The organism is Streptococcus sp. AM43-2AT, assembly GCF_003603405.1.
Taxonomy (GTDB): Bacteria; Bacillota; Bacilli; order Lactobacillales; family Streptococcaceae; genus Streptococcus; species Streptococcus ilei.
Window position 1 is genome coordinate 26,147 of sequence record NZ_QTND01000002.1, and the last position, 22,484, is coordinate 48,630.

Annotated in this window: 16 protein-coding genes and 1 pseudogene; 2 read left to right on the top strand and 15 right to left on the bottom strand. The window is 41.7% G+C overall.

Annotation, left to right across the window (positions count from 1 at the left end; all coding sequences use genetic code 11):
- Together DW930_RS04780 and pflA are read right to left on the bottom strand one after the other, a co-directional pair.
- Nucleotides 1-936 carry a manganese-dependent inorganic pyrophosphatase gene (locus DW930_RS04780; protein ID WP_048689738.1) on the bottom strand — a complete coding sequence of 312 codons (936 nt, stop codon included), beginning with the start codon at nucleotides 934-936 and terminating at the stop codon, nucleotides 1-3.
- A gap of 128 nt (nucleotides 937-1,064) precedes the next feature.
- Nucleotides 1,065-1,859, bottom strand: coding sequence for a pyruvate formate-lyase-activating protein (gene pflA / locus DW930_RS04785; protein ID WP_023024058.1), 795 nt, complete (start codon nucleotides 1,857-1,859; stop codon nucleotides 1,065-1,067).
- Nucleotides 1,860-2,217: 358 nt separating this feature from the next.
- Here pflA and DW930_RS04790 point away from each other — a divergent pair, with 358 nt between their 5' ends.
- On the top strand, nucleotides 2,218-7,104 hold the full coding sequence (locus tag DW930_RS04790; RefSeq protein WP_123159479.1) for a glycoside hydrolase N-terminal domain-containing protein: 4,887 nt from the start codon (nucleotides 2,218-2,220) through the stop codon (nucleotides 7,102-7,104).
- Nucleotides 7,105-7,314: 210 nt separating this feature from the next.
- Here DW930_RS04790 and DW930_RS04795 read toward each other — a convergent pair whose 3' ends face one another.
- The 8 genes from DW930_RS04795 to DW930_RS04835 all read right to left on the bottom strand — a co-directional run bounded on the left by DW930_RS04795 (nucleotide 7,315) and on the right by DW930_RS04835 (nucleotide 17,384).
- Nucleotides 7,315-8,118, bottom strand: coding sequence for an ATP-binding cassette domain-containing protein (locus tag DW930_RS04795; RefSeq protein ID WP_123159480.1), 804 nt, complete (start codon nucleotides 8,116-8,118; stop codon nucleotides 7,315-7,317).
- A gap of 13 nt (nucleotides 8,119-8,131) precedes the next feature.
- Nucleotides 8,132-9,025, bottom strand: coding sequence for an ABC transporter permease (locus tag DW930_RS04800; protein WP_123159481.1), 894 nt, complete (start codon nucleotides 9,023-9,025; stop codon nucleotides 8,132-8,134).
- A gap of 10 nt (nucleotides 9,026-9,035) precedes the next feature.
- Nucleotides 9,036-10,010 carry an ABC transporter substrate-binding protein gene (locus DW930_RS04805; protein WP_123159482.1) on the bottom strand — a complete coding sequence of 325 codons (975 nt, stop codon included), beginning with the start codon at nucleotides 10,008-10,010 and terminating at the stop codon, nucleotides 9,036-9,038.
- 427 nt (nucleotides 10,011-10,437) lie between these two features.
- Complete coding sequence (locus DW930_RS04810) at nucleotides 10,438-11,478, bottom strand: hypothetical protein (RefSeq protein WP_023027138.1); 1,041 nt, start codon at nucleotides 11,476-11,478, stop codon at nucleotides 10,438-10,440.
- Between the two features lie 271 nt (nucleotides 11,479-11,749).
- Nucleotides 11,750-12,901, bottom strand: coding sequence for a hypothetical protein (locus DW930_RS04815; RefSeq protein ID WP_023024064.1), 1,152 nt, complete (start codon nucleotides 12,899-12,901; stop codon nucleotides 11,750-11,752).
- Between the two features lie 112 nt (nucleotides 12,902-13,013).
- Entirely contained in the window at nucleotides 13,014-14,363 is a 1,350-nt protein-coding gene (locus DW930_RS04820) for a hemolysin family protein (protein WP_023024065.1), read from the bottom strand.
- A gap of 104 nt (nucleotides 14,364-14,467) precedes the next feature.
- Entirely contained in the window at nucleotides 14,468-15,949 is a 1,482-nt protein-coding gene (locus tag DW930_RS04825; protein ID WP_117744565.1) for a M protein trans-acting positive regulator PRD domain-containing protein, read from the bottom strand.
- Between the two features lie 307 nt (nucleotides 15,950-16,256).
- Entirely contained in the window at nucleotides 16,257-17,384 is a 1,128-nt protein-coding gene (locus DW930_RS04835) for an AI-2E family transporter (protein ID WP_123159483.1), read from the bottom strand.
- 56 nt (nucleotides 17,385-17,440) lie between these two features.
- Here DW930_RS04835 and DW930_RS04840 point away from each other — a divergent pair, with 56 nt between their 5' ends.
- On the top strand, nucleotides 17,441-18,244 hold the full coding sequence (locus tag DW930_RS04840; protein ID WP_120701708.1) for an ABC transporter ATP-binding protein: 804 nt from the start codon (nucleotides 17,441-17,443) through the stop codon (nucleotides 18,242-18,244).
- 90 nt (nucleotides 18,245-18,334) lie between these two features.
- Here the strand turns inward: DW930_RS04840 and DW930_RS04845 are convergent.
- The 5 genes and pseudogenes from DW930_RS04845 to DW930_RS04865 form a co-directional block, all read right to left on the bottom strand.
- A pseudogene (locus DW930_RS04845) lies at nucleotides 18,335-20,389 on the bottom strand (sodium:proton antiporter).
- Between the two features lie 3 nt (nucleotides 20,390-20,392).
- On the bottom strand, nucleotides 20,393-20,656 hold the full coding sequence (locus tag DW930_RS04850) for a hypothetical protein (RefSeq protein ID WP_023024073.1): 264 nt from the start codon (nucleotides 20,654-20,656) through the stop codon (nucleotides 20,393-20,395).
- On the bottom strand, nucleotides 20,649-21,206 hold the full coding sequence (locus tag DW930_RS04855) for a class I SAM-dependent methyltransferase (RefSeq protein ID WP_023024075.1): 558 nt from the start codon (nucleotides 21,204-21,206) through the stop codon (nucleotides 20,649-20,651). The genes DW930_RS04850 and DW930_RS04855 overlap by 8 nt, the downstream gene beginning before the upstream one ends.
- Nucleotide 21,207: 1 nt before the next feature.
- A complete protein-coding gene (locus tag DW930_RS04860; protein WP_123159639.1) occupies nucleotides 21,208-22,149 on the bottom strand; it encodes a TIGR01212 family radical SAM protein in 942 nt (313 codons plus the stop codon).
- 23 nt (nucleotides 22,150-22,172) lie between these two features.
- A complete protein-coding gene (locus DW930_RS04865) occupies nucleotides 22,173-22,484 on the bottom strand; it encodes a methylated-DNA--[protein]-cysteine S-methyltransferase (RefSeq protein WP_023024080.1) in 312 nt (103 codons plus the stop codon).

The following is a 22,484-nucleotide window of genomic DNA, read 5'->3' on the forward strand; positions in this document are numbered from 1 at the left end:
TTATGCATTAAAGCTTTCAGTCAATTGTGGTACCACTTGTTTCTTACGTGAAACGGCACCTGGAAGGAAAGCGTGGTTGTTTTCAAGTTTGAAGTTGAAAGCTGCTTCTACCTTGTCCATGTTGGCACCAAGAGCCAAAATTTCTGAGTTTGAGTTGACGATGTCTGTAATCATCAAAACAAAGTCAGAGTATCCGTTAGCTGCATTTGCTGCTTGGATAGCTGCTTCGATTTCAGCTTGGCGTTCCAAAACTTCAGCAATATCAACTGTATTGACTTGAGCCACACGAACGTTGTTTCCGTTGAGTTCAAAAGTCTTAGCATCGATGTCGATCAATTCTTCTGCTGATTTGCTTGCCAAGTTGGTACCAGCCTTAAGCATGGCAAGACCGTATTCTTCCAAGTTCACACCAGCCAATTCAGCCAATTCAGGCGCAATCACTTTATCAGATGGATGAGTTGTTGGAGATTTCAAAAGAAGGGTATCTGAAATCAAACCTGAAAGCATCAAACCTGCGATTTCTTTTGGCACTGCTACACCATGTTCTTTGAACATGCGGTATACGATAGAAGATGCTGATCCTACTGGTTCCAAACGCATGTAAAGTGGGCTGGCAGTTTCAAAGTTAGCCACACGGTGGTGATCCACTACACCGTAAACTTCTACTTCAGCAATATCTGATACTGATTGTTGGAATTCATTGTGGTCCGTCAAGATGACTTGCTCTGCACCTTCTGCTTTAGCTGATGTGATGACGCGTGGTGCTTCCACACCAAAATAGTCCAACACGAAAGCTGTTTCTTCATTTGGAGTTCCAAGAGCCACTGCTTCTGTATCCAAACCATAAGCTTCTTTTGCAAGATAAGCAAAGGCTACAGATGAGCCAATAGCATCTGAATCAGGGTTTTGGTGACCAAAAACAAGAATTTTTGACATGTTTCTACCTCTTCATTTTCATTTATAGATTCACTCTATTTTAGCACGTTTTTCCGTTTAAAGAAAGGGAATAGTGATGCATTTCATCAGAAAAAAGACAGCTGGAAGAACCAACTGTCTCGATCTATTTATCCTTTAACCCGTTTCAAGTAATCTTGGTAGCTTTCAGTTTCCATCAAGTCCTTAGCATTCTGAACCCGTTCTTTTGTTGGAGGTTTTACTCCTTCTAGGGAATAAGGAATGCCCAATTCTCGCCATTTGAACTCACCCATGGTATGGTAGGGCAGAATTTCAAATTTATCAACATTTTTAAGGGTTTTGACAAATTTTCCAAGTTCGATCAAATCATCATCTCGGTCTGTCAAACCTGGCACCAAGACGTGACGAATCCAAACAGGCTTCCCAATATCAGATAAATACTTGGCACAGGCCAAAATATTCTTGTTTGTCTGACTGGTTACAAATCTGTGCCGTTCATCATTGATTTCCTTAATATCAAGGAGCACCAAATCAGTCACTGCCATCAGCTTGTCAAATTTTTCCAAGTAACGAGGGGTATTTCGGAAAGGAAGAGCACAAGTATCAAGCGTACAGTGAATGCCCAACTCTTGAGCTTTGGTGAAGAAGGCAATCAAGAAATCTATCTGCAAGAGGGCTTCTCCGCCACTGACAGTGATCCCACCTTTTTGGCCCCAAAAACCACGATAGCGGAGGGCTTCTTCCAATACATCATCTACTGTTCGTTCACGAGACTTGTTGGTTTCCATAGCCCAAGTATCCGGGTTATGGCAATACTGACACCGCATTTGACAGCCTTGAAGAAAGACAATAAAACGGATCCCTGGTCCATCTACAGCACCGAAGCTTTCCGTAGAGTGTACCATTCCTGTTACTTTTCCATAGTCAACTGTTTCATTTTCCATGTCTTGTCCTTCTCTCTTGAAAACGTTTCATGGTTTTATTATAACATGATTCCTTGTGAATAAAAGGATTTTAATGATTTTTTAGAAAATAAACTGTTTTTCAATTACATACCATTGTATTAGTACAGGACATTTAATCCGGTCTTACTCTTTCCGATTCTCTATGGCAAAAATAAATAGCTTATTTATCTCTTATTTCTCTACTATTTTAAGAAATAACACTCTCAAATATGCATCTTATCTAAATGCTATTGACATTTTCCTGTTTCCCTATTAAATTGGATTTGATAGAAATAAATATGAAGGGACTGTCTTTAATCAAAAATGTAAGCGGTCTCAAAAATTAGAGGAGAGTTCTATGGACCAAAGATTTTGGGAAACATCCTGTCGTTATAGTATCCGCAAACTAACAGTTGGCACTGCTTCTGTTTTACTAGGTGCATTTTTTCTCAGCTTACACCAGGTAGATGCTGATAGTATTGTTGGAAGTCAAAACGAAAGCAACCACCTTGAAGCTGCCCCATCAATAGAGAGTCCGACTGACAGAACTGGAGGATCCAAGTCAGAGAATCCACATATCGCTCCTATTTCTGAAGAAAGAAGCTCAACTCCTGATAGAGCTGTTGAAAGTCATCATACAGACGATTCGACTACTTCGATTGAGACGAATAAAGATACGGAAACGATGAAAGTTGAGACTCCTGTGGCAAAACAAACAGATTATCAATTAAGTTACAATCAACCTGCTGCTGCTACCTATGATGGGTGGGAAAAACAAGCCCTCCCAGTCGGAAACGGGGAAATGGGGGCTAAGGTTTTCGGACTCATCGGTGAAGAAAGAATCCAATACAACGAAAAAACTCTTTGGTCTGGAGGACCACAACCAGATAGCACCGACTACAACGGAGGAAACTATCAGGATCGCCATAAGGTCTTAGCAGAAATTCGTAAAGCATTGGAAGAAGGAAACCGCCAAAAAGCCAAACAATTAGCCGAAGAACATCTAGTAGGCCCAAACAATGCTCAGTATGGCCGTTACTTATCTTTTGGTGATATCTTTATGGTCTTCAACAACCAAAAGAAAGGCCTGGAGAATGTTACCGACTATCATCGTGGCTTAGATATTACTGAAGCTATCACGACTACTTCTTATAGCCAAGATGGAACCACTTTTAAACGCGAAACCTTCTCTAGCTATCCTGACGATGTTACAGTGACCCACTTGAGTAAAAAAGGGGATAAGACCCTTGATTTTACCCTTTGGAATAGCTTGACAGAAGATTTACTTGCGAATGGCGATTACTCTTGGGAATATTCGAATTATAAACAAGGAGGAGTTACCACTGATTCGAATGGTATTTTGCTCAAGGGGACTGTCAAAGATAATGGTCTTCAATTTGCTTCCTATCTTGGAATCAAGACGGACGGACAAGTCACTGCCCAAGACGGCTATTTGACCGTCACTGGAGCCAGCTATGCGACCCTTTTACTCAGTGCCAAGACCAACTTTGCTCAAAATCCAAAAACTAATTATCGGAAAGAGATTAATTTAGAAGAAACTGTCAAATCGATCGTTGAAGCTGCCAAAGAAAAAGACTATGAAACTCTAAAACACGACCACATCAAGGACTATCAAAGTCTTTTCAACCGTGTTCAACTAAATCTTGGGGGTAACAAATCTAGCCAAACTACAAAAGAAGCCCTCCAAACCTATGATCCAACAAAAGGACAAAAACTAGAAGAGCTCTTCTTCCAATACGGACGTTATCTCCTCATCAGTTCGTCTCGTGATCGGACGGATGCCCTTCCTGCCAACTTGCAAGGAGTCTGGAATGCTGTAGACAATCCACCTTGGAACTCAGATTACCACCTCAATGTCAACCTACAAATGAACTACTGGCCTGCCTACATGAACAATCTTGCAGAAACTGCTAGGCCAATGGTCAATTATATTGATGACATGCGCTACTATGGCCGTATCGCCGCTAAAGAATATGCAGGTATCGAATCCAAAGAAGGACAAGAAAACGGATGGCTCGTTCATACGCAGGCGACACCATTTGGCTGGACAACTCCAGGTTGGAATTATTATTGGGGTTGGTCTCCTGCAGCCAATGCTTGGATGATGCAGAACGTCTATGACTACTACAAATTTACCAAGGATGAAACCTATCTCAAAGAAAAGATTTATCCAATGCTCAAGGAAACAGCCAAGTTCTGGAATTCCTTCTTGCACTTCGACAAATCTAGTGACCGTTGGGTATCTTCTCCATCCTATTCACCAGAGCATGGAACCATTACGATTGGAAATACCTTCGACCAATCTCTGGTTTGGCAACTATTCCACGACTATATGGAAGCAGCCAATCATCTCAATGTCGACCAAGACTTGGTTACCGAAGTGAAGGCTAAATTTGACAAGCTCAAACCACTTCATATCAACCAAGATGGCCGCATCAAGGAATGGTACGAAGAAGACAGTCCTCAATTTACGAATGAAGGCATTGAAAATCACCACCGTCACGTTTCTCATCTGGTTGGTCTCTTCCCAGGTACTTTATTTGACAAGGATCAGCCTGAATACCTAGAGGCGGCACGCGCAACCTTAAACCACCGTGGAGATGGTGGAACGGGTTGGTCTAAGGCCAATAAAATCAACCTCTGGGCTCGTCTGCTTGATGGAAATCGTGCCCATCGTTTATTGGCAGAACAGCTCAAATCCTCAACCCTAGAAAATCTCTGGGATACCCACGAGCCTTTCCAAATCGATGGTAACTTTGGTGCCACTAGCGGGATGGCAGAAATGCTCCTTCAATCCCACACTGGCTACATTGCCCCATTACCAGCCCTTCCAGATGCCTGGAAAGACGGGCAAGTTTCAGGTCTCGTGGCACGTGGCAACTTTGAAGTCAGCATGAAATGGAAAGAAAAGAATCTAGAGACATTAGCTTTCCTTTCCCATGCAGGTGGAGATTTAGTCGTCGATTATCCAGACATCGAGTCGAGTATTGTCAAGATTAACGGGAAAGAAATCAAACCAACTCTTCTGAAAGGCAATCGGATTCAGATTGCCACTCAAAAAGGGGATCAGGTTACCTTTGAAAAGTTACCAGAGAGGGTCACCCGCCTATCTGCCGTGAGAAAAGATGCTGTAACAGCAGAACTCGATTTCAATCCAGTTAAAGATGCGACTCACTATATCATTCGTCGAGAAAGCAAAGATGAAAGCAGCGACGCTCCTTCTGTCAAAGAATTCCTAACCAATGTCACTCATTTCATTGACCGTTCCATTGATTCTCTTCATAGCTATAGTTATAGCGTTAAAGCTATGATTGGGGAGCGCTCAAGGCAAACATCAGAAGCCGCATCAATCCAACCAGTTGTCGAATTGATGGACGATAGAGATCCTCGTGTTCAATACGGTCCTGCCTTCAATAACTGGGAAGATGCTGACTTGTATGCAGGAACTGAAAAATACGCCGACCTATCCCTTGATAGCTACTCTGACAAAGATGCAACTGCTAGCATCTCTTTCAATGGACGAGGAATTGAAATCTATGGTCTCAAATCGTCTGAATTGGGCCTAGCAGAAGTCCAAATCGATGGAAAAAAAGTGGGAAATCTGGATTTCTACACATCTGGAGAAACGGAAAAAAGCGCTCTAATCGGTCGTTTTACAGGACTTCCTGATGGAGATCACCTCCTAACTCTGACCGTGAAGAAGGAGCACTTAAACCGTGGGAATGAACGCTCAAAAATTTCCTTGGATTATTTTAAAATCTATCCTGGTCAAGACGCGACTGTTGAAAAGATGGATGACAGAGATCCTCGTATCCACTATGGTTCTTTGTTCAAAGACTGGAATGAATCAGGCTTATATCAAACGACAGAAAAATACGCGACTCTCCAAAACGTAGATCCATCTCAGTATTCTGAGGCCAAGGCAATCATTCCTTTCACTGGTACAGGTATCCGCATCTACGGTTTGAAATCTTCTGGCTATGGAAAAGCCTTAGTAACCCTGGATGGAAAAGAAATGCCAAGTTTGGACTTCTACTCAAGTGCTGACTATGAAAAGAATGTATTGATTGGCGAGTATACAAACTTAAGCAATGGAAATCATATTCTCACCTTGACAGTGGATCCTAACTCTCCAGATGGTAGAAAGATGATTTCTCTGGATTCATTTGACATATTGAAGCCAGCAACAGTATCCCTAGATACTCCAAGTCTAGCCCCAATACAAGCAGGCGATCAAACCATTACCCTCACACTTCCGTCTGGAGAATGGGATGCTATTGCTGTACAATTCCCTGGTACAAAGGATCCTGTTTTCCTCAAGAAAACCGATGACCAACACGTCACCCTATCAGATGGAAATCGAGTGTTGCCGATTAAAAACCAGCAAATTGAACTCCCAATCCCAGAAACTGCTCATCAAAAACAAGATCAGATCATCTCAGCCTATGCCATCCGAGGGAAAACCATCACTAGTCCAGTGGTCTCTCTCTTACCTGCTCTTGTGACAAGTTTGGGAGAGGAAGAACCACCTGTAGTAACCCTTCCTGAGTACACAGACCCAATCGGCACAGCTGGACAAGAAGCACCTATCCTTTCTCTACCAGAATATGTCCTTCGGGTACTGAAAGACCAAGCCAGCAAGGTAGAGGTCATTAGTGGAGAAAATGAGATTGGAACAGAAAGTCATTTAGAGATCCAAAAGGTCCTTGACCAAGGTCTCTTCGGCGAGACCTACGATGCTTTCAACCTTCAACTGAGGGATAAAGAGGGAAATCCAGTTCCAGTGAAGGGAAGTGTATTGGTTCGACTTCCACTATCAGGAGAAGTGAAGCAACTCTATGTCTTGACTCCTGATCAAGGTCTCCAACCATTAGAATTTACACTTCGAGAGGGCATGATTGAATTCATGGTCCAAGAGTTAGGAACCTATGCTATTGTCTATAAGACAAAATTAGAAACTGGACCATTCATTTCAAGTCTTCCTGAAAAAGTGGATTCTGCTTTTTCAGGAAGCAAGGGACAATATACTCCTCTTTCAGAGCATCCTAGTCCAACGAATACCAGTGATGCTTTGATGAGTGTTCCAACCTCTAAACAAGATCAGACTTCGCAAGGACAACTTCCAAGAACGAATACTGAACACAGCAGTTCATACCTACTCTTCTTAGCGGGTCTTAACCTTGTTCTCGCAGCTAGCTTCCTAGAGAAAAAGAAACAGGATTAGCTAAATGTGGCTAACAACATCAATACAAAGAGGCTGGGACAAAAGTCCTAGCCTCTCAATTGTCTTTGGATTGTCGAGCAAGACGCAGTGGTTGAGTGGGCTCTACTACGCTGATTTCATCAGCTTTTACAGCCCTACTCGACTGTGCGGAGGTGGGACGACGAAATCGAATTCTAACAAATGACCGATTTCTGTCCCACTCTCTTTATTTTATCCCAATACCAATTCGTCACTCACCAAGGTTTCACCACTGTTCTGATGGAAAAGGCGCATCAAGTCTTCAACTGTCAGGTTCTTCTTTTCTTCTCCTTTAACATCGACCACGATCTTGCCTTGGTAGAGCATGATCAAGCGGTTGCCGTATTCAATTGCATGGTTCATATCATGCGTAATCATTAAGGTTGTCAAATCATGGCTTTCCACGATTTTTTGTGTCAATTCCATGACCATTTCACTGGTCTTTGGATCGAGCGCTGCGGTATGTTCATCCAGTAGCAAGAGTTTTGGTTTGACCAAGGCAGCCATGACCAAGGTCAAAGCTTGCCGTTGTCCCCCTGATAAGTATTGCGTGTCCACTTTGAGGCGATTTTCCAAACCAATATTGAGTTCCTTCAAAGCCGTTTTAAATTCTTCGCGGTCTTTTTCTTTGACCCCCCAACTGAGTCCCCGTCTTGCTCCACGTTTTTTAGCAATGGCCATATTTTCTTCAATGGTCAAGCGGGAAGCCGTCCCCATCTTAGGATCCTGGAAAACACGCGCAATATCCTTGGCACGCTTCCGAACGCTGGTCTGCTTAATCGATTTCCCTTCTAAAAGGATTTCTCCTTGGTCCACTTGCAGGCCACCTGCCAGAATATTCATCAAGGTCGATTTACCGGCTCCATTTCCTCCAATGACGGAAATGAAATCTCCTTCTTCTACTGTCAGATCCAAGCCTTTGAGAACATGGTTTTCATTGACCGTACCTGCTTCGAATGTCTTATGGATATCTTCAATTTTTAACAATGTTGCCATTTATCTTCTCCTTCTAGTTGTTGCTTAATTTCAATCCACGAATCTTGAGACGTTTCTGGGCTTCTGGTGCGAACAAGACCAAGGCCAAGAGAATGGCGTTAAACAAACGGACCAAGTTTTGGTCTAGGTTTGGAATTTCGTAGATATTGAGGATAATGAGGCGGTAGACAATTGCCCCCACTCCAATCGAAAGCAAGCGTCCTCCAATGGTCAAATCATGGATCAAGACTTCTGCTAAAATAACAGCACTGAGACCTACGACGATGGTACCTGTACCAGAAGTCACGTCTGAGAAGCCATCTGTCTGAGCGAAGAGAGCCCCACACAATGCCACCAAGCCATTAGAAATCATATAACCGAAAATCTTCATGGTGTCCACATTCACCCCATTGGCCTCACTCATTGGGATATTGTCACCCGTTGAACGAAGAACCAAGCCAATCTGAGTTTTCATTAAGAGAGTCAAAATCAGGCAGACCAATAACAAACAAGAAAGACTAACAGCAAAGACAGCAGCCTCATTAGACAAACCCAGCCCCATCACAGACTTGAAGATGGTACTTGAATCTCCAATGGATAAATTAGGAACGCCCCCCATGATCTTAATATTGATCGAATAGAGGCCAGTCAGTGTCACAATCCCTGTTAAGAGAGCGGGGATCTTCATCTTAGTATGAAGGAGGCCAGAAACTAGACCTGCTAACATCCCTGCAAAAATAGAAAATAGGGTTGCTAGCCATGGGTTTTGACCCGCTTGAATTTGGGATGCAACGACTGCCGCTCCAAGCGGGAAAGCCCCTTCTGCTGTCATATCCGCTATATCTAAAATGCGGAATGTTAAGAATATACCAATGGCCATAATCGACCACAATAAACATTCAGATAAACTTGATAATACTAAATCCATCATCCATCTCCTATTTCTTTTCGTTCATACCAGAGAGATCAATTCCTAATTTCTTAGCCATCTCTTTGTTAACATACAATTCTAGATTTTTAGGGGCTTCCACTGCCAGATCGGCTGCCTTTTCCCCTTTCAGGATACGAATCGCCATCCGGGCAGATTGACGACCCAACTCGGTGTAGTCTGTCCCATAGGTATAGAGCCCTCCTACTTGAGCCATTTCAATTGAACCTCCAATGACTGGAACTTTGTGTTTTAAAGAAACTTGTTTGATCGTTTCCATCGTAGAGGAAATAATGTTGTCTGTTGGAATAAAGACTAGATCGACCTCTGACATCAAACTGTCCGCTGCTGCTTTCACATTATTACTGTCTAAGATGGTTTTCTCTACGACACGGTAGCCTTTAGCCTCAAGGACTTTCTTGGCCTCATCTTTTTGAACGACGGAGTTGGGCTCACTTTGCGTATAGAGAATTCCGATTGTCTTAGCTGTTGGCAAAACCTTTTGAATCAGATCGACTTGTGTAGTAATCGCATCTGAAGATTGGTCACTCGTTCCTGTCACATTGCCACCAGGACGATCCAAGTTCTTGACCAACTTAGCAGCCAGAGGGTCCGTCACTGCAGAAAAGACTACAGGGGTTCTTTTGCTCGTATTGGCAATACTTTGTGCTGATGGAGTCGCAATGGCAAACACAAGGTCACTTTCCTGTGATAATTGATTTGAAATGTTTTTCAAATTTCTCTGCTCCCCTTGAGCATTTTGATAATCAATTTCAATCTCTTCTCCATCTAAATAGCCTTGTTTTGCTAACTCTTCCACAAAGCCTTTTCGAGTTGCATCAAGAGACTTATGGGTAATATACTGAGAAATCCCAATCTTAATCTTTTGATGCTTAGAGGTCTTCAAGTGATGGAGGGTCAAGAGGGAGGTCATCAGTAGACCAACTACCAGAACCGGGGCAATTAACTTCTTTACAACTTTCATGAAACATGTCTCCTTCTCTAAAACATTCAAACAGCATACAAAAAACCGTTTAGATGATTCTAAACGGTTGGTATCATTCCTCACAAACTTAAAAGTATGCCAGCATTGCCGTCCATTTAGATATCATCTATATGGACCACAATCAAAAATCTTAGCCACATAGATACAAACAAATTGCTCGTTTCGTTTGCATCCATGAGTTCATGTCTACAAACACTATCTAAAGTAGCTAAAGTAAAAGTTTTGATTCAACAATGTGGAGTTCGTGTTTTTCATAAAATTCTGCTTTCGTTTTTTTTATGTTGACTATCTTACCGAAATTTTTTCAGGCTGTCAAGCCTAAATTCAGAATTTTTTTAATTATCTTATATTTTCTTCATTACCAAACAAAAAAGTGCCCGATGAGGGCACTAAATGAGCGAATATCTTATTTTTTAAAGGTGAATTTAAAATCATCCTCTTCATTCTGATAAACCGTTAAGATTCCGTTTACCAATTTATATTTGAGATTGTATTGCATTACAAAGTTTCCACCACTATCTACAAGAAATTCATGAGTTTTTTCAGATAACTCGCCTTCAAATAACACCATATCTATGGTTCCTTTTTTAACATCAATTTCAACTCCTATTTCCTTCAAGTAACCCCATTTGCTTCGTTCCTCAATGTACTCCAATGCATTTTCCACAGAATTTAAATAACTTTTATCGCCTTCAAGGAGTTTTTTTGCTGCTCCTTTAAAATCAACTTTTCCTGATGTAGAAATTTTTACATTGTTACCCTCTACTTCCACAATCATTTCGACATCTTTAAAAAATTCACCAGAGATATCTAAAGTCGAGGTGAAACTTTCTTTAAAACCAGATGTCATTTCTTTCTTCACTTCAGGAGTAGCTGACCATTTCCCTTGAATACTATTTGGATTTTTAGCAAATAACAAAAAGGCAAGCACAGACAAAACTGCAACGGCAACTAGACTACATAATCCAATAATAAGCCCTTTTTTAGACTTCTTCACTGGCATTGGACCTTGGCCCATATATGAGGAATTAGTCTGGTAATTCAGTTGCCCATTGTTTGGATAGCCACCCTGCATCTGAGCATTGGTATAGGATGTGAAGGGCGCTCCCTCTTGAGCCGACTCCTGAACAGGAGCTTGTGGCTGGATTCCACCTTGACCAAAAGCTTGTCCTTGTTGTTGAAACGGACTTGTTGCACCTTGGAATTGATTTGGAGCTGAACTTGCACCTCCAAATGGGGCTTGGGTCGGAGTTGGACCTCCGAACTGTGCTTGTTCTGGTGATGGCGTCGCACCTTCAAATGGAGATTGAATTGGATTTACCAGCGTATCCTGTGTCGCTTGTGTTTCTGGACTTTCAAACTGACCAAAAACCTGTTCGATTTCCTCCTGATTGGCCGGTCGACCATGGACTCTCTCGAACTCTGCTAACCATTCTTCTGGTTTCATGACTATCACCTTCTAACCTTTACTTATTTTATTATAAAGGAAATTCATAGGAGAAGCAAACCCTACTAAAATGAGTATAAAAATCAGGAAAAACCTTGATTTTATGGCTCTATAATTTCTGTAGTGGATAATATCACCATAGGAATTATGGAGCCTATTTTGTTGTAGAAAACAAGAACATCAAAAAGGAGAGAACCAATTTGGTCCTCTCCAGGGTATAACTTTTCATCAACCCACTACAGTTGACAAAGAGCCTAAATAAGCGAATATCTTATTTTTTAAAGGAGTATTCAATTCCATAATCATTTCCATCCACGGAAACTTTCAGGGTTCCATTTTCAATTTTATACTTGAGGTCGTATTTAAGGAAATGACTCGCATCTTCATCCTGAATGAATCGGTGATCTTTTTCATCCACCTCACCTTCAAAGGCTACCATTTTAAGAGTGCCTTTCTTCACATCGATTTCAAGTCCCAAATCCTCTAAATAGGAATTTTCACTGTTTTCCTGGATATAGTCTAAGGCATCCTCAACAGAGTAAAAATCATTGTCCCCATCATCATAGAGTTCCTTTGCAGCTCCCTTGAAATCAATCTTACCAATCACACTAATGGTTACTTTTTTCCCCTCTACCTCTACAATCATATCCATATCTTTTACAAATTCACTAGAAATATCTGATGCAGTAGAGAAAGTGCCTGAAAAAGCAGACTTCATTGTCTTTTTCATTTCAGGAGTTGCTGACCATTTTCCTTGAATATTATTCGAGTTTTTAAAAAATAGGAAAAAGGCAAGTACAGCTAAGATAGCAACTGCAACTAAACTACATAATCCAATAATCAGCCCTTTCTTAGACTTCTTACCGGGTATCGGGGCTTGTCCCATATATGGGGAATTAGTCTGGTAATTCAACTGCCCATTATTTGGATAGCCACCCTGCATCTGAGAATTGTTATAGGGCGAGAAGGTTGCTCCTGCTTGAGCAGACCCCTGAACAGGAGCTTGTGGTTGGACTCCACCTTGACCAAAAGCTTGTCCTTGTTGTTGAAACGGACTTGTTCCACCTTGGAATTGATTTGGAGCTGAACTTGCACCTCCAAATGGGGCTTGGGTCGGAGTTGGACCTCCAAACTGTGTTTGTTCTGGAGTTGGTGTCGCACCTCCAAATGGCGTTTGTTCTGGAGTTGGTGCTGCATCTCCAAATTTCGCTTGTTCTGGAAACGGTAAGGGACCCCCAAATTGTCCTTGATTGGAAACAGGTGCTGCACCTTCAAATGGAGATTGAATTGGATTTACCGGTGTATCCGGAGTCGCTTGTGTTTCTGGACTTCCAAACATACCAAATGCCTCTTGTATCTCCTCTTGAGTGGCCGGTCGACCATGGACTCTCTCAAACTCTGCTAACCATTCTTCTTGATTCATTGCTATCTCCTTCTAACCTGTAGTAATTTTATTATAAAGGAATTTAATGGGATATGCAAATCCGACTAAATTGAGCATAAAAAAATCAGGGGAAACCCCTGATTTCATACTCTTATTCTTGAACTTTTGTTACTTGCTCATCTTCATCGACTAGATCACTGACCTCAACCTTCACCTTGGTGACACGACCATTTTTCACCTTATCATTTGTAAGGATCAAATGTTTCTTCATGCTATCTACTTCAAAACTCAAGCGCTCCTTGTGCCCTGGAATTCGTCCGACACCAGTCAGGTAGTAGCCTGCAATGGTATCCACATCATCACTTTCCAGCTTCACATCAAAATACTCATTGAAGTCATTTAAGGTCACAATCCCCTGAACGATATAGAGGTTGGGGGCAATTTCAAACACATCATTTTCAGCCTTATCGGTTTCATCATCAATTTCACCGACAATTTCCTCGAGAAGGTCTTCCAAAGTAACTAGACCAGCCATTCCTCCATACTCATCGAGCAAAATAGCCATCTGATTTTGTGTATTTCGGAGTTCCTTTAAGAGGTCATCCACAAAGATTGTTTCCGGTACAAAGAGAGGTTCCTGAAGGATCTTTCGAAGAGCGATGTTATCAAAGCCATTTACAAAGCCCTCATTGAGGAGGCGCTTGGTATGGATGAGACCAATAACATTGTCTTTGTCATCATCATAGACAGGAATCCGAGAAAAATTCTGTTTTAAAATGCTCTCGATGATTTCTCTGGTATCATCTTGGATATCCACCATAAAGGCATCCGTACGAGGAACCATTAGCTCACGCGCCATCAGCTCATCTAGTGAAAAGACTCCTTGCAACATTTCAATCTCGTCAGCATCCAGACTCGTTTCACTCTTAGCCAGCATATAGGCAATCTCATCTCGTGACATCTCTTCGTCTGCATCATCGAATTGCATAGGGGTCAGACGACTAACTAGATTCGTTGATGCCGATAAGAGCCAGACAAAGGGGCTAACGATTTCCCCTAGTAAAATAACAATTGGAGCCGTCCGAACAGCCAAGCTATCTTTCAGATTCATAGCAATCCGCTTGGGATATAACTCACCAAATACAATCGAAATATAGGTCAGAAAAGCCAAGGAGAGGAAACTAGCTATCGCACGCGCTGTCTCCGTATTTCCCATCCAAGAAGCTATTACTTTCCCAAGATTATCAGCTAGACTTGCCCCAGACAAGATGGTAATCAAGGTAATACCAACCTGAATCGTGGATAAAAAGTGGTTTGGATTTTCCAATACCTTTAAGAGACGAATATATTTCTTATCGCCTTCCTCCGCTTTTTGTTCTACCCGAGAACGATTCAGCGATACCATCGACATCTCCGTTGCAGAGAAAAAAGCATTAAATAAGGTCAATACAAATAGTAAAACAAATTGCAGTATTAAATCCTGACTGCCAGGGTCTTCCATGGATATTCTCCTCAATGTATAGTAATAATGCCCATTATATCATATTTTTTAAAATGGTGCATAGTCGTAAAAATTTCCCTCCTAAAAGAGGAGGGAAGGCTTCATTATACTCCAGATCGTGTGAAATCATAAAAGAGTACATTCAGTTTTTCTACAAGTTCCAAAAGGGTTAAACTACTTGTACAAATAAATTTTTTCCCTTTTATATTCGGAATCATAAAGTTGGCAACAATGACATCATATTCGGTGTGCTCTAGTTCATGAAGATTAAAGTCATGCTTGATGACCTGTGAAAACTCAAAGTTATCCGTACAATAGAATTTTAAGAAATCAATCATGGACTTAGCATGGTGGTCATCGTATCGGCTAATGATTAAGACCTTGACAGCCGTCCGTCTCCTTAATAGTTGAGGCAATAGATTTTCCCAATGTGAAAATACGGTATAAATCTGATGCTTGAGGTTTTCAGGATTTTCATGAAAGCCCATCTCTTTGAGATAGTGATACAAACCCGTTTCAACATCCTGATAAAATTTCGGGAAGAGGGTGCGATAATCCTCATTGGTATAGCTCTTGGTATCATAGAGAAGAAATTCACCAAAGATTTCACGCCGCTCCAAATAGGCGGTATTGTGAATATGCATAATCATCTCTTCATAATTCTCAAGTTCCAAACCATAAGATTTACTCAGGTGATCAAGAAATTGAGAGGCTAGAATATAGGATTTTTTTGTAACAGCATCTTCCTCGGTAGCATCAATCAGATCCTGCGGAGTAAAGTAAAAACGTTTCTGCAGAAAAATGATAAAGAGCTGTTCAATGGTTTCTTCGTTAAATTCTACACCCAGTTGCAGGCCAAAATAACGAAGCATCTCATTGATTTTTGGGAGTTCTTGGTAAAGATAGGCGTATTGTTCAAAATTATTGGCCCCTTCAATCCGATACCCTTGCTTGATCCGGTAAAGATAGACCGTCAGCATAATTTTATAAGAATGAAAGATCGAATAAGTCAGTGGGATTTCCGTCAGTTTATAGAAGAAGGTGATGAAATCAATGATGACTTGTTCTCTGATATCTGGAAATGGCCACTCTAAATAATAATACCGCTCTGCAAAATATTGGGAATAGAAAAAGCGAATATCGACTTCGTCTCCCACGACATTTAGAGGATTCAAGGTGATTCGAATATTGTACTTTTCCTGAATAATTTGGTTGATGTTTCGAATCAAGCGATAAAATGATTGTTGACTGAGATCATATCGTCTACAAATTAAGTCACTGGAAACGTCCTTATGGAAGAACAAGTATTCCAAGAGGGAGAAAGCTGTAGATTCTTTAAAGAAGTGATGGTAGACCACCTCAATCCCAACCGAATCATCATAGCTGATCTTAATGCCATTTGTCGAAGACTCAATCAAGAACTCTTTAAAGACCGTTCGTAAATTTGAAAGATCCTCCTTCAATGACCGTTCTGTACAATCTAACATTTCTGCGAGTTCCTTCAAATGAAACCAGCGCTTCTCTCGAATTAATGTTTCTAGCAAACGCATTTGGCGTCGCTGCTTTTTGGCAAGCAATTCTATCATCTTATAGAAACTCCTTGATTTTCTATCATTACTAATTCATTATAACATATTTTCTTAAAGGAAAGGTAAAAGTTAACGATTCAAGTACTTAGCTTACCCTTTCTTAGTCTATATTCAAAAGAGAGTGGGACAGAAATCGGTCATTCGTTAGAATTCGATTTCGTCGTCCCACCTCCGCACAGTTGAGTAGGATTGTAAAAGCTGATGAAATCAGCGTAGTAGAGCCCACTCAACCACTGCGTCTTGCTCGACATTCCAAAGACACTTAAGAGGCTAGGACTTTTGTCCCAGCCTCTTATTTATTCTGTTAGGATTTATTAATGATTCCAAACTCTTCTTGCTTGCGCTGCTCTTGTGTCTTTTTATGGTTTTCATACAAGGCCACCAAGAATTTAACGATTTCTTTACCAATCGAATAAACCGGAATCGCCACGATCATTCCAATGACACCATAGATGTTACTGGATAAGAGCAAGAGAACCATGATAGTAATGGGATGCACCTTCATCACCCCTCCCACAATCCGTGGATAAAGGATATTTCCATCGATTTGTTGAACAATCAACATGAAGATGACTGCTTTGACCATCATATTGAAATCGGTAAAAGCATAAGTAACTACCATAGGTATCAAGCCAATCGTCGGTCCAATGTAAGGAATGAAGATAGCCAAGGCTGAGAAAATGGCAAAGACCAAGGCATACTTCAAACCGATAAAACTGTAGCCAATAAAGGCTAAAGTCCCGATGATTAAAGCATCGATAGAAATCCCACTAATATAGCGAGAAACTGTTTGGTTGAGACTCACTAAGAGAGAGGTAATATTCCGCCGGTCATTTTTCAGGATCGTCCGCTCTAACATCGGAAGTAACTTCTTCCCATCAATCAAGAAGTAAACCAGGAATATCGGTGTCATCACCAGAATGAAGAGTGTATTGACAATCGTTGACACCACACTACCCAAACTATTGGTCACACTGTTTAGGATATTTTGTAGAATATCCACATAAGATAGGTTTAACTGCTGAATGGTTGATTGGATATTGATACTCTGAAAGGCTGGATTCTTCGATAACTTCGTCACAAAACTTTGCACTTCCCAATACAAGCCTTGGGTTGAATTAATCAAGCTTGTCAACTGGTTGATCAAAATAGGCAGGATATAAACAATCCCATAAATAATCAATCCAAAAAGGGTTACCAAGGTTAATAGAATACCCAAAATTCGATTTAGATGAAATTTCTTTTCCAAAAATTCTACGATTGGATTGGTGATGTAGTACAAGAAACCAGCAATCAAAAATGGAAGAATAATGGTATTCAGAACGGATACAAAGGGAGAGATCAGGCTTCCCATACTTCCCCAAATATAGAATATAATCGTTAATAATAGGACTTCACAGGTCCAGAAAAATAATTTACTTTTATGAAACATCCCTTTCCTCCTATCTGCTATTTTATCATATTTATGGTAAAATAGAAAATATTTTTATGAAGGTTAAAAAGATGAAAGAAAGCTTAATTGAACTGAAAGACGTCACTCTCAGAAAAGAAGGAAAAAATCTCCTTTCCCGTTTGAATTGGACCGTCAATAAGGGGGAAACCTGGGCCATCCTTGGACTGAATGGTGCTGGAAAATCGACCCTCCTTCGTCTCTTAATGGCGGAATATTGGAAAACGGAAGGAGAGGTTTCTGTCCTTGGAACACAATTTGGACAAGGCGACATTCCTGAACTCCGCAAGCGAATTGGAGTGGTTAGCTCCTTTATTTCTGAGCGCATCCCTGAATCTCTATCCCCAGAAGAAATCGTCCTCACTGGTAAATACAAGAGTAGCATCCTCTATACAACTTACGGAGAGAAAGAACTCCAAGAAGCACGGTCCATGTTGCGTCGCATCGGTGCTATTTCTTTGATTGGGCGAAAATACAGGACTCTCTCTCAAGGGGAAAAACAGACGATTCTTATCGCCCGTAGTCTCATGGAAGAACCCGACCTTCTCATCTTCGACGAAGCCTCAAGTGGGCTCGACTTATTTGCTCGGGAAGCCATCTTTCAGTTGATTCACCAGATCAAACAGATGGAAAAGGCACCGACCATTCTCTTTGTTACCCACCATGCGGAGGAAATCACCAAATCTTTTAGCCATGTCCTTCTTCTCAAGGAGGGACAAAGTTTTGCCCAAGGGCCTAAGGAGGAAATTCTCACCCAAGATACTCTATCAGCCTTTTATGGGGGGAAGGTCCAGCTGATTCCTATCGGGGAAGATCGCTATTACATTCAGACAGACCAGTAATCATTAGCCTACTAATACACAAAAGAAAGAGATTGGGACAAACGTCACCAATCTCTTTTCTTCTTCTATCTTAGATAGAACTGTCATTTTTTATCGATTTCGAGCGTAATTGATCATATCATATGGTAGAGTATTGGCACTTTCCCTCAAGGAATAGTTTTCCAATTCGTTGACATTTTGCCGCATGCGACGTGCATACTTGGCCGAAATCAAATGTTGCTCCTCATATTTGAAAATGAGTTTTCTCTCCAGGTAATAGCCTCTTAGCATCTCATCAATATTATTGGGCTTGATCCGATTGATAACCCGCTCTACAAAGGCTCCACTGGTAATCAATGACGTTTCACGCAGGCGTGATTCTTGAAGGAAAGATACCAAACTACTGCGATAGACTCCTTTTAGGTTTTCCAAACTCTCGATAATAATTTCCGTATTCGCCAAATACAAGGCGGCAATCTGGTCATAATCGATAGCTTCGAGCTTGTAATTTTCTCCGTTTTTCCATGCCTGAATACCGGATCCAAAGGTCAACACTTCGTGGAAAAGGAGTCGGATTATGCGGAAGAGCACCAAGAAATAATAGGTCAGGCGCGATGACAGATTGCGATTGATATTTTGCTCCATGGATCGGAGATAACGTTGATAGACATGGTAGCTTCTATCTCGAATCTTTCCTTCTTCATAGGCTTGTTCCAAACCATCGTTCTCGATACTGAGAATAAGGAGTTTCAATTGCTCCCAGTCTCTTTGAGTGGCCTTATCCTCCTGATTGAGAATCATATTTTCTATCCGGCCATGATAATTATCAATAGCCGCATACAGAGGCCCCTTCTGCTTGGTCACCGTCAACTCCTTCTCCAATAGCATGACGACATCGTTTAAGATAGCAATGTGCATCAAATGATCATTGGATTCCTCTTTGTCTTCGGATAGTTTTGGTAGGATGAGAAGTCCAATCAGGAAACTACACAAGGTCACCCCTGCTACTAAAAACAAGAGAACTGGATATTCTGCTTCTAGATGCGTCGGTATTAACAGAATGGTCGCGATAGACACCGCTCCTTTGACCCCCGAAAAGGTCAACAAGAGAGCATCTTTCAGATACTTATCAATGGATTTTTTCAATCGGAAACCACGGTACCAGTAAAATCCATACACCATCAAGAAGCGAATCAAGAATAGGAATCCCGTCAATAAGAGAACAGTCACAATCAAGAGCAGATTGTTGTAAAAGGGAGTCCTAAGAATTGGCTCAGAAATCATCTCAAGCTCTATCCCCAAAAGGACAAAGACGTATCCGTTAAGGACAAAATTGACTGTATTCCAAACCGTATGCGTCACCGTATCGACTTTGGCTTCTAGTAGGGTAATTTTCTTAATCCGACTAGCCTTTAGGATCCCAGCCACGACCACCGCAATAATCCCTGATACATGGATCTCTTCTGCAATAAAGAAGGTTAACAAGGGAAGACTCAATTCTAAAATGAGTTCACTGGCAATATCTGTTGCCCGAACACTCAACAACAGTTTCTGAAGCCCACGGTTGACAGCCGCTGTCACAATCCCTACCGCAAAACCTCCTAAAATGGAAATCACCAAGTCCCAACTAGCCTGTCCCAATGAGAAGGCACCAGTAGTCCAAGCAGCCAGAGCTACTCAAAAGGCCACCAAACCTGAAGCATCGTTGAGCAAGCCTTCTCCTTTTAAAATGTTGGAGACCCGTTTAGGAAAGGTAAAGCGTTCCGAAAGGGAGGCAAAAGCCACCAAATCAGTCGGACCGAGCGCTGCCCCAACTGCCATACAGGCAGCTAGTGGAATTCCTAACCACAAGAGATGAGCCAACCAGCCCAAGCTAAGGGTCGAAATAAAAATAACTGGGAAGATTAAAAAGGCGATAATGCGCCAGTGCTTGAGAATAGAAGTAATATCCGCTTCTTCTGCCTCTCGAAAGAGGAGGGGACCAATAACCAAGGCCAAAAAGAGTTCTGTATCTAAGTGATACTCCGAATTGGGTAAGAGAAAGCCAAGCCCAATCCCAAGGAAGATCTGGATCAAGGGCAAGGGCAAGGTCGGAATCAACTTATTGGTCGCATTGGAAACAATCAGAACCAGGGAAAAGACAATGGCGTATACAAGAATCTCCATCTCTTATCCTCCTGATCGTTGGTTACAACAGTCCTCAAAGAGTTGTTTTTGTTCTTGGATCTTTTGATCAATCTTTGTCAGATCCTTGTGCTCAATTTTCTTCTGGCTACGTTCCATTTCAAGAGAGACTAACTTCTTCTTGATTTTGATCATCTTTTTGCTCATCCGCGCTTCATCCAAAAAACCGACAGCACGTTCATGAGACGTTGACTCCACAAAATCGTGACGAAGGGCTTCAATTTTATTTTTTAAAAATTCTTTATCCATGGCGGTAACTTTCTAATTTTTCAATCATGACCAAAAATGGTGGATGATTAATTTGATTGAGGGTCCGATAACTAGTGACCGTAAATTCTTGTTGAGGTAGGTGAGAGACAAAATCCAAGACAGCATCTTTTTCTAGGTCTCCACCTTCATGACCATAATAGATCATGATAGCTATCCGGCCCCCTTTGACCAAGAGGTGACATAGTTTATCGATGGCTTGAATGGTTGTTCTAGGCTGGGTAATGATCGACTTGTCTGCTGAAGGAAGATAGCCTAAATTGAAGATAGCAGCCTTGACCTGGTTTACATAGAAATCAACCTCTTCATGCCCCTTCAAAAGAAGGTGGGCATTGGCAAGGCCTGCTTCTTCCAAACGCTTCTGCGTATGGACCAAGGCCTGCTCTTGAATATCAAATGCATAAACTTCTTTGGCTAGTTTCGCCAAGAAAAGCGTATCATGCCCATTACCCATAGTCGCATCAACGACGGTATCTTGATCCGTAATGACTTCCCTAAGAAAATCATGGGCCATTTCTAATGGTCGCAACATCCTACTCCTCCAATTTTCCTAGTTTACAGCCTTGAACACTTCCTCGACGACGCATTTCTGTTTCAATAGCATTCAGAACTTCCCACTTATTGAGACTCCACATTGGGCCTATCAGCATCTCTCGCGGAGCATCTCCTGTAATCCGGTGGATGACAATTTCCTTGGGAATAATTTCCAGTTGGTCACAGATGACCGACACGTATTCCTCCTGGCTCATCAATTGCAACCGCCCTTCATGATAGTCCCGTTGCATCCGAGTGTTGGTCATCAGGTGGAGCAGGTGTAACTTAATACCATGAATATCATTGTCCGTCACACAACGACGGACATTTTCTACCATCATCTCATGCGTCTCCCCTGGAAGACCGTTGATCAAATGCGAAACAATCTCAGCCTTGGGAACCTGATGACGAATCCGCTTGACCGTTTCTACATAGAGCTCGTAACTATGAGCACGGTTGATCAATTCAGATGTCGATTCATAGGTCGTCTGCAAGCCTAGCTCAATGGTCACATGCATTCGCTTTGTCAATTCTGCTAGATAGGCTAACGTTTCATCTGGCAAGCAGTCTGGCCGTGTCCCGATGTTAATCCCTACAACACCCGGTTCATTGATAGCTTGCTCATAGCGTTCACGAATGACATCGACGGATTCATGGGTATTGGTAAAATTTTGAAAATACACCAAATACTTTTTCACATCTGGCCATTTGTGGCGCATAAAATCAATCTCTTTGTAAAACTGATCCCGAATGGGGGCATCTGGTGCCACAATGGCATCCCCAGAACCAGAAACCGTACAAAAGGTACAGCCACCACGAGCAACAGTTCCATCACGATTGGGACAGTCAAATCCCGCATCAATCGGGACTTTGAAGGTCTTTTCTCCAAATAGGGTTCGATAATAATCATTTAAAGTCGTATAGGATTTCATACCCCTCATTATAGCAAAAAAGCAAAGTGAACTCAAAGTTGAGTCTCCTCTGCTTTCCACTTGTATTTCTTAAGATCGACACAACCGTTTGATTTGCATTCCACTCCTTCTGCCCAGAGAAGCGTGCCTTGCTCTTCCCAATCAGGAGCCAGGCGACCAGTAGATGTTACGACCCGATGACAGGGATAGGCCACAGCCTTTGTAGAAGTGGCCAAAACCTTGCCGACCTGCCGGGCATGGCGAGGATAGCCAATGAGTTGGGCGATTTGTCCATAGGTCGCTACACATCCTATTGGAATATGAGCCAGGACATTTAAAACCTTTTCTTCAAATAGATCTTTCAT

What these genes read in the sequence shown, in the direction of transcription:
- DW930_RS04780 (WP_048689738.1), bottom strand. Translation starts at nt 936, where the DNA reads ATGTCAAAAATTCTTGTTTTTGGTCACCAAAACCCTGATTCAGATGCT.
- pflA (WP_023024058.1), bottom strand. Translation starts at nt 1,859, where the DNA reads ATGGAAAATGAAACAGTTGACTATGGAAAAGTAACAGGAATGGTACAC.
- DW930_RS04790 (WP_123159479.1), top strand. Translation starts at nt 2,218, where the DNA reads ATGGACCAAAGATTTTGGGAAACATCCTGTCGTTATAGTATCCGCAAA.
- DW930_RS04795 (WP_123159480.1), bottom strand. Translation starts at nt 8,118, where the DNA reads ATGGCAACATTGTTAAAAATTGAAGATATCCATAAGACATTCGAAGCA.
- DW930_RS04800 (WP_123159481.1), bottom strand. Translation starts at nt 9,025, where the DNA reads ATGGATTTAGTATTATCAAGTTTATCTGAATGTTTATTGTGGTCGATT.
- DW930_RS04805 (WP_123159482.1), bottom strand. Translation starts at nt 10,010, where the DNA reads ATGAAAGTTGTAAAGAAGTTAATTGCCCCGGTTCTGGTAGTTGGTCTA.
- DW930_RS04810 (WP_023027138.1), bottom strand. Translation starts at nt 11,478, where the DNA reads ATGAAACCAGAAGAATGGTTAGCAGAGTTCGAGAGAGTCCATGGTCGA.
- DW930_RS04815 (WP_023024064.1), bottom strand. Translation starts at nt 12,901, where the DNA reads ATGAATCAAGAAGAATGGTTAGCAGAGTTTGAGAGAGTCCATGGTCGA.
- DW930_RS04820 (WP_023024065.1), bottom strand. Translation starts at nt 14,363, where the DNA reads ATGGAAGACCCTGGCAGTCAGGATTTAATACTGCAATTTGTTTTACTA.
- DW930_RS04825 (WP_117744565.1), bottom strand. Translation starts at nt 15,949, where the DNA reads ATGATAGAATTGCTTGCCAAAAAGCAGCGACGCCAAATGCGTTTGCTA.
- DW930_RS04835 (WP_123159483.1), bottom strand. Translation starts at nt 17,384, where the DNA reads ATGTTTCATAAAAGTAAATTATTTTTCTGGACCTGTGAAGTCCTATTA.
- DW930_RS04840 (WP_120701708.1), top strand. Translation starts at nt 17,441, where the DNA reads ATGAAGGTTAAAAAGATGAAAGAAAGCTTAATTGAACTGAAAGACGTC.
- DW930_RS04850 (WP_023024073.1), bottom strand. Translation starts at nt 20,656, where the DNA reads ATGGATAAAGAATTTTTAAAAAATAAAATTGAAGCCCTTCGTCACGAT.
- DW930_RS04855 (WP_023024075.1), bottom strand. Translation starts at nt 21,206, where the DNA reads ATGTTGCGACCATTAGAAATGGCCCATGATTTTCTTAGGGAAGTCATT.
- DW930_RS04860 (WP_123159639.1), bottom strand. Translation starts at nt 22,149, where the DNA reads ATGAGGGGTATGAAATCCTATACGACTTTAAATGATTATTATCGAACC.
- DW930_RS04865 (WP_023024080.1), bottom strand. Translation starts at nt 22,484, where the DNA reads ATGAAAGATCTATTTGAAGAAAAGGTTTTAAATGTCCTGGCTCATATT.